General features: G+C 39.9%; 18 protein-coding genes and 2 tRNA genes. 1 reads left to right on the top strand and 19 read right to left on the bottom strand.

What is annotated here, in order from left to right; translation table 11 throughout:
* Positions 1–205 precede the first annotated feature (205 nt).
* Complete coding sequence (locus tag DOK79_RS00455; protein WP_206853619.1) at positions 206–4,435, bottom strand: 2-hydroxyacyl-CoA dehydratase; 4,230 nt, start codon at positions 4,433–4,435, stop codon at positions 206–208.
* A gap of 174 nt (positions 4,436–4,609) precedes the next feature.
* Here DOK79_RS00455 and DOK79_RS00460 point away from each other — a divergent pair, with 174 nt between their 5' ends.
* The gene (locus DOK79_RS00460; protein WP_206853617.1) at positions 4,610–5,218 is read left to right on the top strand and encodes a TetR/AcrR family transcriptional regulator; all 609 of its coding nucleotides are present in this window, start codon (positions 4,610–4,612) and stop codon (positions 5,216–5,218) included.
* Positions 5,219–5,270: 52 nt separating this feature from the next.
* On the opposite strand, the gene DOK79_RS00465 is transcribed toward DOK79_RS00460, so the two are convergent.
* The 18 genes from DOK79_RS00465 to atpB all read right to left on the bottom strand — a co-directional run bounded on the left by DOK79_RS00465 (position 5,271) and on the right by atpB (position 16,598).
* Entirely contained in the window at positions 5,271–5,441 is a 171-nt protein-coding gene (locus DOK79_RS00465) for a hypothetical protein (protein WP_206853615.1), read from the bottom strand.
* A gap of 116 nt (positions 5,442–5,557) precedes the next feature.
* A tRNA-Gln gene (locus DOK79_RS00470) sits at positions 5,558–5,629 on the bottom strand.
* 6 nt (positions 5,630–5,635) lie between these two features.
* Positions 5,636–5,716 (bottom strand) — tRNA-Tyr (locus DOK79_RS00475).
* 87 nt (positions 5,717–5,803) lie between these two features.
* A complete protein-coding gene (locus DOK79_RS00480; RefSeq protein WP_206853613.1) occupies positions 5,804–6,040 on the bottom strand; it encodes a DUF2969 domain-containing protein in 237 nt (78 codons plus the stop codon).
* 71 nt (positions 6,041–6,111) lie between these two features.
* Positions 6,112–6,996, bottom strand: a complete 885-nt coding sequence (locus DOK79_RS00485; protein ID WP_206853611.1) for an ROK family protein — start codon at positions 6,994–6,996, stop codon at positions 6,112–6,114.
* A gap of 60 nt (positions 6,997–7,056) precedes the next feature.
* Positions 7,057–7,506 carry a GNAT family N-acetyltransferase gene (locus DOK79_RS00490; RefSeq protein WP_206853609.1) on the bottom strand — a complete coding sequence of 150 codons (450 nt, stop codon included), beginning with the start codon at positions 7,504–7,506 and terminating at the stop codon, positions 7,057–7,059.
* 22 nt (positions 7,507–7,528) lie between these two features.
* Positions 7,529–7,813, bottom strand: coding sequence for a membrane protein insertion efficiency factor YidD (yidD, locus tag DOK79_RS00495; protein ID WP_206853606.1), 285 nt, complete (start codon positions 7,811–7,813; stop codon positions 7,529–7,531).
* A gap of 81 nt (positions 7,814–7,894) precedes the next feature.
* Entirely contained in the window at positions 7,895–8,071 is a 177-nt protein-coding gene (locus DOK79_RS00500) for a DNA-directed RNA polymerase subunit beta (RefSeq protein WP_206853604.1), read from the bottom strand.
* 14 nt (positions 8,072–8,085) lie between these two features.
* Positions 8,086–9,387, bottom strand: a complete 1,302-nt coding sequence (murA, locus tag DOK79_RS00505) for a UDP-N-acetylglucosamine 1-carboxyvinyltransferase (protein ID WP_206853602.1) — start codon at positions 9,385–9,387, stop codon at positions 8,086–8,088.
* Between the two features lie 96 nt (positions 9,388–9,483).
* Positions 9,484–9,714, bottom strand: a complete 231-nt coding sequence (locus DOK79_RS00510; RefSeq protein WP_029594144.1) for a DUF1146 family protein — start codon at positions 9,712–9,714, stop codon at positions 9,484–9,486.
* Between the two features lie 384 nt (positions 9,715–10,098).
* Positions 10,099–10,521: a F0F1 ATP synthase subunit epsilon gene (locus DOK79_RS00515; protein ID WP_206853600.1), complete on the bottom strand. Its 423-nt coding sequence runs from the start codon at positions 10,519–10,521 to the stop codon at positions 10,099–10,101.
* 13 nt (positions 10,522–10,534) lie between these two features.
* Positions 10,535–11,941, bottom strand: a complete 1,407-nt coding sequence (gene atpD / locus DOK79_RS00520; protein WP_206853598.1) for a F0F1 ATP synthase subunit beta — start codon at positions 11,939–11,941, stop codon at positions 10,535–10,537.
* A 22-nt stretch (positions 11,942–11,963) separates the two neighbouring features.
* On the bottom strand, positions 11,964–12,866 hold the full coding sequence (locus DOK79_RS00525) for a F0F1 ATP synthase subunit gamma (protein WP_206853596.1): 903 nt from the start codon (positions 12,864–12,866) through the stop codon (positions 11,964–11,966).
* Positions 12,867–12,879: 13 nt separating this feature from the next.
* Positions 12,880–14,436 carry a F0F1 ATP synthase subunit alpha gene (gene atpA / locus DOK79_RS00530; RefSeq protein ID WP_206853594.1) on the bottom strand — a complete coding sequence of 519 codons (1,557 nt, stop codon included), beginning with the start codon at positions 14,434–14,436 and terminating at the stop codon, positions 12,880–12,882.
* Between the two features lie 22 nt (positions 14,437–14,458).
* The gene (gene atpH / locus DOK79_RS00535; RefSeq protein WP_206853592.1) at positions 14,459–15,001 is read right to left on the bottom strand and encodes an ATP synthase F1 subunit delta; all 543 of its coding nucleotides are present in this window, start codon (positions 14,999–15,001) and stop codon (positions 14,459–14,461) included.
* Positions 14,988–15,512, bottom strand: a complete 525-nt coding sequence (gene atpF / locus DOK79_RS00540) for a F0F1 ATP synthase subunit B (RefSeq protein ID WP_206853590.1) — start codon at positions 15,510–15,512, stop codon at positions 14,988–14,990. The genes atpH and atpF overlap by 14 nt, the downstream gene beginning before the upstream one ends.
* A 102-nt stretch (positions 15,513–15,614) precedes the next feature.
* Positions 15,615–15,830: an ATP synthase F0 subunit C gene (atpE, locus tag DOK79_RS00545; protein ID WP_010734886.1), complete on the bottom strand. Its 216-nt coding sequence runs from the start codon at positions 15,828–15,830 to the stop codon at positions 15,615–15,617.
* Between the two features lie 45 nt (positions 15,831–15,875).
* Complete coding sequence (gene atpB / locus DOK79_RS00550) at positions 15,876–16,598, bottom strand: F0F1 ATP synthase subunit A (protein WP_206853587.1); 723 nt, start codon at positions 16,596–16,598, stop codon at positions 15,876–15,878.
* Positions 16,599–16,878 lie beyond the last annotated feature (280 nt).

The following is a 16,878-nucleotide window of genomic DNA, read 5'->3' on the forward strand; positions in this document are numbered from 1 at the left end:
CTTTTATTATAACTGGTATATACCTAATTCACAACCAAAAAGAGTAAACGGATACTGTTCGCTAAAGTTCCAACAAACTGACGTACCAGCCTTTATCTAAGTTTCTTTGATTATCAACTCTACTAAAGTATCGGTTTAAAGTAACACGCGCACTTGATTATTACTCAGTAAATAGGCGATTCATCCACGGAAGTCATCCTACAAGCTATTGATTCAAGGCTTTCGTTGCAGTCGCCATCATCAAACGAATACGATTCAGTTGATTGACTACCGAAGCTCCTGGATCATAATCGATTGCTGTGATATTAGCTTTAGGATAACGATAACGCAATTCTTTGAATACCCCTTTTCCTACCACATGATTCGGTAGACAGCCAAATGGTTGCATACAAACGATATTCGCGACATCGTTTTCCAACAATTCAATCATTTCTCCTGTCAAGAACCACCCTTCACCCGTCTGATTACCGATGGATAGAATCTGACTTGCTTCCTCTGCTAATTGACTGATCGGCGTTATCCCATCGAAACGTTGCGATTGTCTTAACGCTTTATCCATTGGTTTGACCACTTGTTCAATCAATCGAATAAGAAATTGAGCGACCCATTTACTTTTTTTCGCATGACCTAAATGTTCATATTTCCAAACTTGGTTGTATAACGAGTAATTCATAAAACCCATGATGTCAGGTACAACGACTTCAGCTCCTTCTTCTTCTAATAGACGAACGATATTATTATTGGCTGTCGATGAGTATTTGACGAGTATTTCTCCAACGATTCCTACTTTTGGTTTCGTTTGATTGGTTAGCGGGATCGTATCAAAATCACGAATGATTTTTTCCATATTACGGTTGAATCGTATCAGAGAACCATTTTTCACATTGCTTTTTACTTGTTCCAGCCAGTCACGGTGTAACTTATCGACCACCCCTTTTTCGATCTCATAAGGTCTCGTGCGGTAAACGACCCGCTCAAAAAGATCGCCATATAAAAATGCGACAGCTAAACGTTTCAATAAAGGCAAAGTGAACGTAAAGCCTGGAGATGACTCGACTCCTTGATTGCCGAAAGAAACAGAAACGACTGGAATTTGCGGAAATCCCGCTTCATCAAGCGCTTTTCGCAGAAGTGGAATATAATTGGTCGCTCGACACCCACCGCCTGTCTGTGTCATCATCACACTCGTATGTGCTAAATCATATGCTCCGCTTTCTAATGCTTCTACTATTTGTCCAATTGAAATAATCGCTGGATAGCACGCATCATTGTTGACATATTTCAATCCCACATCAATGGCATTTCCACTTTCTTCTGGCAAACAAACGACTTGATACCCAGAAGCATTCAATGCGACATCGACTAAGCCAGATTGATGGATGTGGCTTAACATTGGTAACAATAACGTATGCTTTTTCTTCATTTCTTTGGTAAACGTGATTTTATTCGGTTCCGCAAATTGTTTCGTCGGATAGAACTGTTGTTTTGTTCGTTCATTGACCGCCGCTTTTAATGAACGCAAGCGTATCCTGATTGCGCCTAAATTTGCGCCTTCATCGATTTTCAATACCGTGTACAACTTGCCATATTGCGCCATTATTTCTTCGACTTGATCCGTTGTCACCGCATCGATGCCACAACCGAAGGAGTTTAATTGCACGAGTTCTAACTCGTTGGACTTGGCAACGACACGTGCCGCGGCATACAGTCGTGATTGATAGACCCATTGATTGACTACACGTAACTGACCGACATCTCCTAGATGGGCAATACTGTCTTCTGTCAGGACATGAAAACCTTCTTGTGTGATCAACTCTGCGATCCCATGATTGATTTCTGGATCGAGATGGTACGGACGCCCTGCAAGGACGATACCCCGTTCATTGTTTTCGTGAAGCATCCTCAATGTTTCTTCGCCCTTCTTTTGAAGATCTTTTTTAAACATTGCTAATGCTTCGTATCCTTGATGTAAGGCTTCTGCTATTTGTTCTTTTGAAAAACCGTAGTCAGCAAATGTTTGATGTAACGTTTTTGCGACAGATGCTTCGTTTGCTAGATTCAGAAATGGATGACGATAATCGATTCGCCCTTCACGAATCGCATCGATATTGTTTTTAATGACATCTGGATAGCTTTGGACGATGGGACAATTAAAATGATTGTCCGCTTGGCGATTCTCATTTTGCTCAAAAATCACACCAGGATAAAAGATACAAGAAACACCAGCATCGATCAATGATTGGATATGACCATGGGCGAGCTTCGCTGGATAGCAGACGGTATCACTAGGAATCGTGCCGATCCCTTGTTCATAGATTTCCTTACTCGAACGAGGCGACAAGACCACTCGAAAGCCTAACGACCGAAAGAACGTCTGCCATAACGGAAAGTTTTCATACATATTCAACACTCTTGGAAGACCGATCTCGCCATTGACAGCTTCCGTTTTTCGCAATGGCCGGTAACGAAATAACTGTCGGGATTTTTCAGCCACTAAATTGATTTTCTTATCCGCTTTTTTGATTTTGATCTGTGCACCTCGTTCACAACGATTCCCAGAAATCAACTTTCTGCCATCTGAAAATAAAGTGACAGTCAATAAGCAATTGTTCTCACATAACCCACAGTGCGTCAATTCTTTTTCTGTCGTCAATTGCGACAATTCTTCTAATGAGAGTAGTTCACTCTTTTCGCCTTTTTGGTAGGCTTCTAATGCAATCAAAGAAGCACCATATGCGCCCATCAATCCTGAGATCGACGGGCGAACGACCTCACGCCCACTGATTTTTTCAAAAGCTCGTAAGACTGCATCATTGTAAAACGTTCCGCCTTGGCAAACGATTTTACTGCCCAAATCTTCTGGTTTTCTGATTTTGATCACTTTGTACACCGCATTCTTGATCACAGAATAAGAGAGTCCAGCTGAAATATCTCCAACCGAAGCCCCTTCTTTTTGTACCTGCTTCACTTTCGAATTCATGAAGACCGTACATCTTGAACCTAAGTCTACTGGATGTTTGGCAGTGATCGCCGCTTTAGCAAAATCTTGGATCTCGTATCCCAATGATTTGGCAAATGTTTCAATAAATGAACCACAGCCCGAAGAGCACGCTTCATTCAACTGGATCGAGGATAACGCGCCGTCCTTGATCGTCATCGCCTTCATATCTTGTCCGCCGATATCTAAAATAAAATCAACACCTGGTTGAAAAAAATTCGCTGCTTTGTAATGCGCCATCGTCTCGACTTCGCCGATATCGATCTTCAAGGCACTCTTGATCAATGCTTCGCCATAGCCAGTCACTACTGCTTTTCCGATAAAGCAGCCTGTAGGCATTTGTTGGTACATGTTTTTCAATACACTGATCGTTGTTTCTAAGGGCTGACCTTCATTGTTTCCATAAAACGAGAACAATAGATCTCCTGATTCATTGATCAAGGTGACTTTCGTCGTGGTCGAACCCGCATCGATGCCTAAAAATGCCACCCCATGATGAGTAGCGAGGGGACGTTCTTTCACTGTTGCTTTTTCATGCCTAAGGTGAAACTCATTTAACTCTTGTTCTGTCTGAAAAAGAGGCGCTAAAGAACGAGAACTATCAAGCGACTCTTTGTTTTGGCTTTTCAACTTCTGGATCAATTGACTCAATATCTCTTCCTCAGAAGCTTTTGCGTGATACGCTGCACCTAGCGCAACGAATAGTTGAGGATTTTCTGGAAAAATCACATCTTCTGATGAAAGATCAAGCGTTTCAATAAAGCGTTGACGCAATTCAGACATAAAATAAAGTGGTCCACCTAAAAAGGCGACCTTCCCTTTGATTTTTCTCCCTGCTGCTAAGCCGGCAATCGTTTGATTGACGACAGCTTGGAAAATACTTGCGGCGATATCCGCTTTAGCTGCTCCTTCATTGATCAAAGGCTGTACATCTGTTTTAGCAAATACACCACAACGAGAAGCAATCGGATATAGCTGTTGATAGTTTTTGGCTAAGTCATTCAGGCCATTCGCATCTGTTTTTAAGAGTGCAGCCATCTGATCGATAAATGCCCCTGTCCCACCTGCACAGCTACCATTCATCCGTTGTTCTAAAGAAGAACCAAAAAAGGTGATTTTTGCATCTTCTCCACCTAATTCGATGGCCACTTCTGTTTCAGGGATTCTTTCTTCAATCGTTTTTGTACAAGCAATCACTTCTTGGATAAATGGCAATTGCAACTGTTCCGCTAAGCCCATACCACCAGAACCTGTGATCGCAAAAGCAATCGCCTGATCTTGGAGCTTGGCTTGGGCCTCTTCTAATATATTGATGGTTGCTTTTCTAATATCTGCATAATGTCGTTCATATTTAGTAAAAAGAGCTTTTCCGTCTTTATCCAGGATCACTAATTTTACTGTCGTAGATCCAACATCGATACCTCCGTACATTTTCATCGACTCGCCACCTTCTTAAAAAAGACACTTTGTTGAATATTGAACAAACCGTCTGTTATACTACATATATCTATTTTAAAACCTTTTTTATCGATTACAATAAGCAATAACCGTCCGTTTGTGAGATAAACAACAATTGTGAACGATTTGTCGACCAAAAGTGAGGAGATTTTGATGATGAAGAAAAATGATCTTCGAGTGAAGCGTACCAACAAAATGATTATTGAAGCGTTCTTACGTTTACTAGAAACAAAAAGCATGGAACAGATCACGATCCAAGAGATTGCAGATGAAGCAATGATCAATCGGGCAACTTTTTATGCCCATTTCAAAGATAAACAAGATCTTTATGAACATTTATTCCACATCGCTATCCAGACCTTTACTTCGATCTTAGACTTGGAGCCATTGATGGAAGGGAATAAACTGAAGTTGAAACGGGTCAATCGAGCATTGACCCAAATTTATCAATTGATTGCTGAAAACAAAGCGATATTTATAACGACGTTAGATGGCACGTCGATCGAGTTTTTCAGAAAGAAGTTAAAAATTTTTTTGTCGGATAAATACGCCACCATTTTTGACCATTTGAGAATCACCGAAAACGAATTAGAGGTACCCATTGACTTTATTACGGAGTACATGACTGCCATTTTCACTGGCACTTTACACTGGTGGGTCACAAGTGATACGGACATGACACCAAAACAATTGGCCGCTTTAGTCATCAAATTAGTTGGTAATGGTCACTTGACCGTCTTAGGTATTGAGATTGAAAAATAACAAAAACTCTGAAGAACACAAGATTATGTGAACTTCAGAGCTTTTGTTATTCTTAACGATTTTTAGACAACCATTTCTTCGTATGATTCGTCGGACGTTTTGCTTTGATTTGGACAAACTTTTCTGATTTCTTCGGTACTTGGATCTCTACATTGTACTTTTCTGATTTGATCAGGTCGTAAATTTTTTCTGCTGTTTCATCTACTTTTTGTTTCCATTTCATTTGTGCCGCCTCCTTTTTTCTTCTTATATCTACTCTAGCCTATAATAGAAAAATCAGCAAGAAACAAGGTGTTTTACACAAAAAAAAGAGTGATCTTCGACGGATCACTCTAGAAACTGGGGTAGCTGGATTCGAACCAACGCATGAGGGAGTCAAAGTCCCTTGCCTTACCGCTTGGCTATACCCCAATGAAATGGAGGAGAGTGGATTCGAACCACTGAACCCTAAGGAACGGATTTACAGTCCGTCGCGTTTAGCCACTTCGCTACTCCTCCGAAAGGTTTGTATCAACCTGACTTAGTTATAATACCTAATTTTCCAAGTGATTGCAACCCTTTATTGAAAATTTTTTTGATATTTTTTTATTCGTGTAGATTCCAATGACGAATCACTGTTTCTATCGCATTTTCAAGACTTTTTTCTTTACCGAAATCTTCTTCGCCCAAGAAAATCTCAAATTCTTTGGGCCCATAAGCTAAAATTTCACCAATCATTTTTTTACCAATAAATAACTGTGTTACATCATATGTGTTCCCTTTGATCGTTTTTTTGATCTCTTCGGTACGCACTTCAATATCTTTATTCTTTTTTGACATCATTCTCCACCTCCTCAATAGTTTATCACATTTGACGGCAGAAAACATTCACTGTGTGTTTTCTAACTGATAATTTATTTCATAGATTCTTGTTGTGCTAAATAATTAGCTGCTGCTCCTATTAAATTCGCATCATTGCGATATTCACATAAAGAAATCAACGGATCAAAATCATTTAACCCAAAATGAGATGTCAATTTTTTCATGCGTTGATTGATTTCTGACAATAACCCTTCTTTCGCTGAGATGCCGCCACCTAATACGATTATTTCAGGATCAAATGAAAATTGGATACTAAATAATCCTTTAGTTAAATAATCATAAAAAGATTCAACTTCTTCCTGTGCGATTGGATCACCTTTTTCAGCTAATTCAAACACTTCTTTTCCACTAAAGGTATGTTTATCTAAGCCTTTGCGCTCACAGTATCGCCACGCCATTTGGACGGCTGTCCCTAACGTACTGAAGGTATGCTCACCATTCAGAAACATCAAGCCAAATTCACCGCCATATAGATGGGCACCTTTATTCAACTCGCCATTGGTGAACATTGCACCCCCTACTCCTGTACCGATCACAACGAAAGCAACATTTTGATAGTCACGAGCAGCACCTTCATAAAATTCAGCCATACCCGCGCAATTCGCATCATTTTCCATAGCAACTGGTAGGCCAAATAATTCTTGCAATTCAGTATAAATATCGAAGCCATGGATATAAGGGATCGCGCTGATGCCTTCAATCACTTGTCGCTCACTATTAACTACACCAGGTGCGCTAAAAGCAACCCCGCTGATTGCTACTTCTTGTGACAATCGTTGGAATACCGATAATAATTGCGCTTTCATTTCTTCCCATGTAGCCGGTGTCGTGAATTGATCTTTGTGCGTAAGTGTTTCTTGTTCCCAATAACCATACTTGACAGCTGAACCGCCAAAGTCGAATGCTAAAATACCCATTTTTACTTCTTCCTCCTCAGTACTTGATTTCCCTTATTATGAAACGCTTTCTTTTTTGAGTTACAGTTTTTTGGCTAAGGTTACTTGATCTCTGAGAAGGATCCCTTCTTCATAGATTGGTTCTGGATAGTTATTGATAAAGTAATCCTTTTCCCTTGATACTTCTTCAAATCCTTTTTTCTGATAAAGATGTAACGCTGGATTGGTGATACTTCCTGTACGGATCAAGATTTTTGTTTGTTGCCCACTTTCTTTGCTCAAGCGTTCGATGGCATGATCAAGCAGCTTACCTCCGATGCCTTTCCCTTGATGCGCATCAGCAACAGAAACATTCATGATCTCAAATTCTGTGTCTCTAATTTCATAAACAAGTACACCGATCACTTCATCTTGCTCTTTCCAGATAAAACCATCGCCATTTGTGACGTACGCCATCACTTTATCTTTGTCAGGATCTGCTTCTAATAGCAACGCCCATGGCAAATCATTTTTGTTCAATTGTTCAAACATCTTATTCTCCTATCTTGAAAAATCAGTGCCTTTTTTTCGTGTATTTTTTGTATTCTGGCATTTCTTTATCTTCTTTATTACGAGTCAAGCGAAAGTTCCGAGGAACATAATCGATTCCGCCTTTCACAAATGGATGGCAACGAAAGATCCGTGCTGTACCCATCAGTGTTCCTTTAAGCGCGCCATGCACTTGGATCGCTTGGATCATGTAATTAGAACAAGTTGGATAGTATCGGCAACTTGGCGGAAAAGCAGGCGAAATAAACCGCTGATACCCTCGGACTAAATAAATCAAAACTTTTTTCATATTTTCATCTCCATAAAAAAGAGGCAAGACAGTAGCTGCCAGCCTCTTTATTTTATCTTATCTACTTCTTAGTGTACATACTTAACTAAAGAAATCGAAGATATGCAACCATAAGCTCGGTTGAAAGACCTTAAATGGACTTCCACCGCCAATCAAACCATATCCGATAATTGTCCCAATGATGAACAGCAGGAGTACAAGTAATATGACAGCTAAAATTTTTACCATACTTATTAAAATATAGCGTGAATTCGTCATCTCTCGTCACATCCTTAAGCGATTGTTTGTGGTGTTTTTTCGATTGGTGTTTCTTCTACGTTTACTCGTTCCACATCTGCACCTAATTGTTGCAATTTAATATGGAAATTATAATAGCCACGATCTAAATATTTAAGATTACGAACGCGTGTGATGCCATTTGCTTTCAGACCGGCTAAGACAAGTGCTGCTGCTGCTCTTAGATCTGTTGCATAAACTTCAGCACCTTGTAATTCATGATTGCCATCCATGATCGCAATATTGCCATCGATTTTCACATGTGCATTCATTCGGCGCATTTCTTCTAGATGTTGGAAACGGTTCTCAAAGACTGTTTCAGTCACAACGCTCGTTCCTTCTGCAACCAATTGGATAGCAGTCATTTGTGCTTGCATATCCGTTGGAAACCCTGGATGAGGCATTGTCTTAACATCTGTCGGTAAAATGTGTTTTGGACCGATGACACGAACGCCACCAGCTTCTTCTGTGATCGTTGCGCCCATTTCGATCAATTTAGAGATCAATGGACGATTATGCTCAGAAATGGCATCAGCGATCAATAAGTCGCCTTCAGTCATTGCTGCTGCTACCATAAAGGTTCCAGCTTCAATACGGTCTTGGACGATCGAATGATTGACTGCATGCAAATGATCCACGCCTTCAATACGCATCGTTTCTGTACCAGCGCCATAAATGTTTGCACCCATTTTATTTAAGATATTCGCTAAATCGACGATCTCAGGTTCACGTGCAACGTTTTCGATGATCGTTGTGCCTTTTGCTTTGACAGCAGCCATCATGATATTTTGTGTCGCACCAACACTTGGGAAATCAAGGTAAATCGTATTTCCAATCAGTTGTTCCGCGATTGCTTCGATATAACCATTTTTTTGAATGATTTTTGCTCCCAATGCTTGGAAGCCTTTCAAGTGTAGATCGATCGGACGTTTTCCAATCGCGCATCCACCAGGCATCGCAACTTTTGCATGACCATTTCTAGCTAGTAATGGTCCCATTACTACGATTGAGGCACGCATTTGGCTTACGTATTCATAAGGTGCTTCAATTTCTAATTCTCTCGATGCATCAAGTGTCACACGATTATTTTCTTCATCAAACGCTACATCTACGTTCAAATGACGGATCACTTGATTCATAGTGAACACGTCAGAAAGAATTGGCACATTATCTAAAACGGTTGTTCCTTCTTCAGCCAATAAACTTGCGGCTAAAATCGGTAAAACCGCGTTCTTTGCTCCTTCAATCTTTACTGTTCCTTTTAATTGATTGCCACCTTTTACGATGATCTCTTCCATGTTGTTCCCCCCAAAAAAAATCCGTTGAGTATACATTCGCTCAAAATCTTTTTTATTATATCACTTCTTGTTTTAAAATAGTACCTTTTTTTAAAATTATAGGCTGACGAAAAGATTTCGACATAGCGCAATGATCTCTAAGAAAAAACTGCTCGCTGTATACCCTAAAAAAATTGAAAAAAGGACAATTGCCATTCTAATTTGTGTCGTATGCATTGACCGAAAAAAAGCGTCAACGCGTAAAGAACGCAAAGACCAAAAGGCTAAGTAAATAAATGCCAAGTGACTAACGATCCGAATGATTGCATCAATACCATATACTTGCATCATTACGCCCTTTCTAACAAATGTTTTTTGATAACTAACACACTGATGATACCATAAATTTTATAAAAGTAGAAATTATTGGTTGCAAAAATGATAAATATCTGTAATTTTCTTGACAAACTCTGAAAAATGAATGAAAAAAACATTCATTTACATCATATATATAATAAATTTCAATTCATTTATTATTAAGGACTAGCGATGATGAGTTATAGCAACGAAATTAACTTAGAGTTTTTTAATATGGTGTACTGCAAGCAATCAGCACTGTGTAAAAAAAAGAAGAGAACGAGACACTCATGGAAGCTGATGCATCCAAAGGTATCTCGTTCTCTTCTTTTGGAGTTGTTCACTCCATTCAATTACTACTTAGTTGATCAGTAATTACTTATGCTTCGATACATTGATTCGGTTCACTGCTCGGTGTAAAGCAACAGTTGCCCGTTTCAATTCGTTCTTATCTTCTTTTTGTTTGGCTTCTTCGATTTGACGTTCAGCACGTTGTTTTGCACGCTCTGCTCGAGATACATCGATATCTCGTTCACGTTCCGCACTATCTGCGACGATTGAAACTAAGTTATCACGCACTTCCATGATGCCGCCATTGACAGCGATCCAGTCAACGTGTGTATCTGAATCTGTCCGTTTGACACGCACTTCATCGATCGTTAATGGCACGATGATGGGCGCATGTTGCGGTAAAATACCTAGTTCGCCGGCAGTAGTTCGTGCAACAACGATTGCCGCATGGTGATCATAAACTAAACCATCGGGAGTAACCACATTAACAGTTAAATATTGATCCATGGGGCACCCCTTTCTAGTAGCCTAGTTTTTTCGCTTTTTCGACAACGTCTTCGATTCGGCCCACACTACGGAACGCTTCTTCAGGAAGATCGTCGTATTTACCTTCAAGGATCTCACGGAAACCTTTAACCGTTTCTTCGACCGGTACATAAGAACCTGGAAGACCTGTGAATTGTTCAGCTACATTGAAGTTTTGTGATAAAAAGAATTGGATTCTACGCGCACGTGAAACCAACACTTTTTCTTGATCCGATAATTCATCCATCCCTAAGATAGCGATGATATCTTGCAATTCACGGTAACGTTGCAGTACGTGTTGGACTTCAGTTGCTACTTTGTAGTGTTCTTCTCCAACGATTTCAGGTGACAACGCACTTGATGAAGAAGCAAGTGGGTCAACCGCTGGGTAGATCCCTTGTTCTGTCAATTTACGTTCCAAGTTTGTCGTTGCATCTAAATGGGCAAATGTCGTTGCTGGCGCTGGGTCAGTATAGTCATCCGCTGGTACATAGATTGCTTGGATCGACGTGATGGAACCTTTTTTCGTTGAAGTGATCCGTTCTTGAAGTTGTCCCATTTCAGTAGCTAACGTTGGTTGGTAACCAACCGCTGATGGCATACGTCCTAACAAGGCAGATACTTCTGAACCTGCTTGTGTGAAACGGAAAATATTATCAATAAATAAGAGCACATCTTGTCCTTCGACATCTCGGAAATATTCCGCGATCGTCAAACCAGTTAGTGCGACACGCATACGTGCACCAGGTGGCTCGTTCATTTGTCCGAACACCATCGCTGTTTTTTCGATAACGCCAGAATCTTTCATCTCATAGTATAGGTCATTCCCTTCACGAGTACGTTCACCTACACCGGTAAATACTGAGATCCCACCATGCTCTTGGGCGATGTTGTGGATCAATTCTTGGATCAGAACAGTCTTACCAACACCGGCACCACCAAACAATCCAACTTTCCCACCTTTTAAATAAGGGGCTAATAAGTCAATAACTTTGATCCCTGTTTCAAGAATCTCTGTACTTGTACTTAATTCATCAAAATTTGGTGCTTTTTTATGAATCTCACTTCTTTGCGCATCTTCTGGAAATGGTGTTTCTAAATCGATCGTTTCGCCCAATACGTTGAACACACGACCTAACGTTTCTGTTCCAACTGGTACAGAGATTGCTTTACTTGTGTCAATGACTTCCATCCCACGTTGCAATCCATCAGTAGATTCCATTGCAATCGTACGGATCACTCCGTCACCTAATTCTAACGCTGCTTCAAGAACAACTTTTGATTTTTTCTCATCATTTTTATAAACAACTAATGCGTTGTTGATATCTGGTAAGGATTGGTCTAAAGAAAATTCCACGTCGACAACGGGACCGATTACTTGAACAATCTTGCCTGAACTCATCTTTTTTCCTCCAATCTCCTTGCTATTCTAGTGCCGATGCTCCGGCAACAATTTCGGTAATTTCTTGGGTGATCGCCCCTTGTCTTGCACGGTTGTATGAAACCGTCAAATCATCGATGATATTCGCAGCATTATCTGTTGCGGTTTTCATAGCGGTCATACCAGCAGCATGTTCTGCGGTTTTCGCATCGACGATCGCGCCATAAATCAAACTTTCGGCATACTGCGGCAATAGTTGAGCCAAGATTTCTTCTTTCGAAGGTTCAAAAATATATTCTTGCTCAAAGCTTTTCGCTTCGCCCGGATCTAAGTCTGAAATTGGCAACATTTTTTCTACACGAAATTGACTAGTCAATGAATTGATGTGATGGTTATAACATACATACAATTCGTCGAATACTTCATTTTGATACATGGTTGTTGCCATGTTCACGATTTTACGAACCTCATCAAAGCTAGGTTGATCAGACAAATTGCGCAGTTCATACGCTAAGTTGATGTCACGAGCTTTAAAGAAATCCGCTCCGGTACCGCCAATAGCGATCATGACATATTCGTCTGGTGATTGATGGTCTTCTTCCAAAATAGACATGGTCTGTTTCAAAATAGAACTATTGTAGCCACCAACTAATCCACCATCAGCTGTGATCACGATATATCCGGTTTTTTTAACTGGTCGACTGATCAGCATACTATTATAATTGACATCTCCTCTTGGATTAGAAGAAGCAATGTCAGTTAATTGTGTCGCTGTTAGATGCGTAACGATTTCTCTGACCTTGTTGGCATAAATCTGGAACTTCTGTGAAGAAGCTTCAGATTTTGTCAATTTAGAGGCTGAGACCATTTGCATGGCACGAGTGATTTGGCTCGTCTTTTTCGTTGACGCGATTCGTGTCTTGATTTCATTTAATGAAGCGCCCATTCATCTCACCTCACTATGCATTTTGAATGGATTTCAATTTGTCTTCTGTTGAAGAATTGTTACCTTTTGTTGCCATAAAAATATCTTTGTATTCTTGGATCGCTTGATTCAACGCTTCTTCTTCTGGAAGATCTTTCGTTGTACGGATCGTTTCAAAGAGATCAGCATGGTTTGTTTCTAGATATTCAAATAATTCATGTTCAAAGTCTAAAATGCTATCAACAGGGATACTGTCTAAGTAACCGTGTGTCAACGCATATAAGATGACTACTTGTTTTTCTACTGCAAGAGGTGCATGTAATTTTTGCTTCAAGATTTCCACAGTACGACGGCCACGATTCAATTTCGCTTGTGTCGCTGCATCTAGATCAGAACCAAATTGAGTAAATGCTTCTAATTCACGGTAACTTGCTAAGTCTAGACGCAATGTTCCGGCAACTTTTTTCATTGCTTTGATTTGCGCTGAACCACCAACACGGGAAACAGATAAACCTGCATCAACGGCTGGTCGTGTTCCTGCATAGAATAAGTCACTTTCTAAGAAGATTTGTCCATCGGTGATCGAGATCACATTTGTTGGGATATAAGCAGAGATATCGCCGGCTTGTGTTTCAACAAATGGCAAGGCAGTCATTGATCCTCCGCCTAGTTCATCACTTAATTTCGCTGCACGTTCTAACAAACGAGAATGCAAGTAGAAAACATCCCCTGGATAGGCTTCGCGACCTGGTGGGCGGCGAAGTAATAAAGAAAGCTCACGATAGGCAACCGCTTGTTTTGATAGATCATCAAAAATGATCAATACATGTTTGCCGTTATACATGAATTCTTCACCCATAGCTGTACCAGCGTAAGGTGCGATGTATAGCAATGGTGCAGGTTGTGAAGCCCCCGCATTGACTACGATCGTATAATCCATTGCGCCATATTTTTTCAGTGTTTCTACTTGAGTACGTACCGTTGAATCTTTTTGTCCAATCGCTACATAGATACAGATCATGTCTTGACCTTTTTGGTTGATGATCGTATCGATTGCAATCGATGTTTTCCCTGTTTTACGGTCACCGATAACTAATTCACGTTGTCCACGTCCGATCGGTACTAATGCATCGATAGCTTTCAAACCTGTTTGCATCGGTTCATTAACTGATTTACGTTGCATAACACCAGGAGCCATCGCTTCGACTGGACGAGTTTTGTCAGTCACGATTTCTCCTAGACCATCGATGGGCTGTCCTAAAGGATTGACGACACGGCCGATCATAGCGTCACCAACTGGTACTTCCATGATCTTTCCTGTACGTTTTACTTTGTCCCCTTCACGAATGGATTCAAAATCTCCTAAGATAATGATTCCGACATCATTTGATTCTAAGTTTTGTGCCATACCATATGAACCGTTTGAAAATTCAAGTAGTTCACCACTCATGGCATTTTCAAGTCCATGTGCACGTGCGATCCCGTCACCAACATAAGTGACTGTACCGATTTCTTCGACTGAAAGCACGTTTTCATAATGTTCGATTTGTTCTTTAATCAAGGCACTAATTTCTTCTGCTTTGATAGCCATTCGATTCACCTACCTCTTTGTACTATCTATTTAATTGATTACGCAATTTTTCCAACTGCGTCCGAATGCTTCCGTCGATCACTTGATGATCTGCTTCTACAATTGCCCCACCAATGATCGTAGAGTCGACTAGTTGCTTCAACTCAACCGTTTGGTAGTTCATTGTTTTAGCGACATTTGCTTCAAGTCTGCTCAATTGTTCCTCTGAAAGTGGGACTGCGGTAGTCACACTTCCTAGTAACAAGCCATTGTTTTCATTGTAACGATGTTCATACTCGTCGATCATCAAAGGTAGATCGTTCATACGATTGTACATGAACACGACTTCTAAAAAGTTTTTAACCATTCCTTGATAGCCACTGACTAATTTATCCATGACCAATCGCTTTTCATGAGGTTCTAAACGAACATCACTAAGGATACTCCCTAACTCAGGGACATCGGAATAGATTTTACGTAGACTAAGAAGTTCTTGATACACTTCTTCCGTATTATTTGAATCGATCGCCAGTTCAAATAATGCTTTTCCGTAACGTCTACCTACTGTATATTTATCTAGTTTCATTTGACGAACCTAGACCTTCGATATATTGATTGATTAAAGATTCATGCATTTCTGGAGATAATTCTTTATTCAAGATTTTTTCCGCGATTTGAAGAGAAAGATCGGCTACATCGTCTTTGACTGAGTTCAAGGCAGTATCACGTTCCATCGTGATATCCGCTTGCGCTTTATTTTTCAGACGTGCAACTTCTTCTTGTGTTTCCTTCAAAATATTTTGGCGGCTTAATTCTCCACTTTCTTTCGCATTTTTGATGATATCCGCAGCATCAGAGCGAGAAGCCAACAATTGTTGTTCACGTTCTTGTTCTAATTTTGCTGATTTGATGCGAGATTGTTCTGCAGAATCTAAATCATTGGCGATCTTATCTTCACGTTTTTTCAAAATATCGCTGATCGGTCCCCACGCAAAGTGTTTTAATAGGACCATTAATATCAAAAATGAGCCGCTGACAACGATGATATTACCTAACATCGGATTGCCAACTTCTGCAATTGCCAATTGATTCAGCATAGGTTAGCCTTCCTTTCTCTGAGAATCCAGTTTTCTTAGGTTGCGTAACTACTGATAAAGATTCGATCGTTTTTTGTCGATCACGCAACCTCAGCATTTTTATTACACACCAAAAACTAGGATCAAGGCGATAACAACACCTAGAATAGGAACGGCTTCGACTAAGGCTACCCCGATGAACATTGTTGTACGTAATTGACCTGACATTTCAGGTTGACGTGCCATTGATTCGATTGTTTTAGAAATTACTTGACCATTACCGTAACCAGCTCCGATAGCTGCTCCTAAGATTGCGATTGCTGCTGCGATATAATTCATAATTTACTTCCTCCTAAAATAGTTTAAATAGTCATTAAATATTTTTTACTCTTCTACTTCGATTTTGTGACTCATATATACCATTGATAAAGTGACAAAGACAAATGCTTGGATGCTTCCGATAAATAATGAGAACGCGATCCAGACCATCTCTAACGGAATTGCTAATGGCAATGAGAACCAGCCTAAGCTTGTCATCATTTTTGCGATCAAAGTTAGCAATACTTCTCCCGCATAAATATTCCCATAAAGACGTAAAGCAAGTGTTAACAAGTTTGTGAACTCTTCGATCACCTTCATTGGAAACATAAAACTATAGGGTTTTAGGAATGAGTTGACAAAATAACCTTTGAAACCGAGCTTCTTCACCCCGAATAGATGAGTAAGTGTGATCATAATAAATGCCAATGTTAAAGTTACAAACGGGTCTGCTGTCGGACTTTTCCAAAGTGTCGTTTCGCTACCAGGTAAGACGATTTTTGTAACTAAACCGATATTGTTTGCCACAAAAACAAAGAGGAATAATGTAAATGCCAATAAGTGAAAATTATTCAATTCTTTTCTAGGCACATTATCTGTAACGATTCCTCGTGTAAAATCAATGACCCATTCAAGTGCATTTTGCTTTCCAGTTGGCTTCATTTTTAGATTTCTAGTAAAGAAGTAAACTAAAAAGAAAACGATCAAACAAGTTAACAACACCATCAAACAAACAGTCCCATCAAACCAAACGGGTCCAATATGGAACGTTAGCGAGCGTTCATCCAATCCATTTCACCTCTTTTCCCCAAATTTCACATAAAATCAATTTCATGTGTGTATCTGGTTTTTCTTTATCGGTTTCTAACCAAACGGTATCATACCACCATGAAACAGAAATTTCAAAGCATTTTCATGAAAACTAGACATTTTTTTATTTCAGTCAAAAAATCATAAAAAACACGGATGATACAATGCCATGAAACCGAGGAAAAACCTTTGATAATCATGTTTCATCAGATTAAATGCTAACAAATTTTATCACTAAGTAAATCTAAAAGCACCGAAT

Origin of the sequence: Enterococcus sp. DIV1094, assembly GCF_017316305.2 — a bacterium.
In the GTDB taxonomy this organism is placed as follows: domain Bacteria; phylum Bacillota; class Bacilli; order Lactobacillales; family Enterococcaceae; genus Enterococcus_B; species Enterococcus_B mangumiae.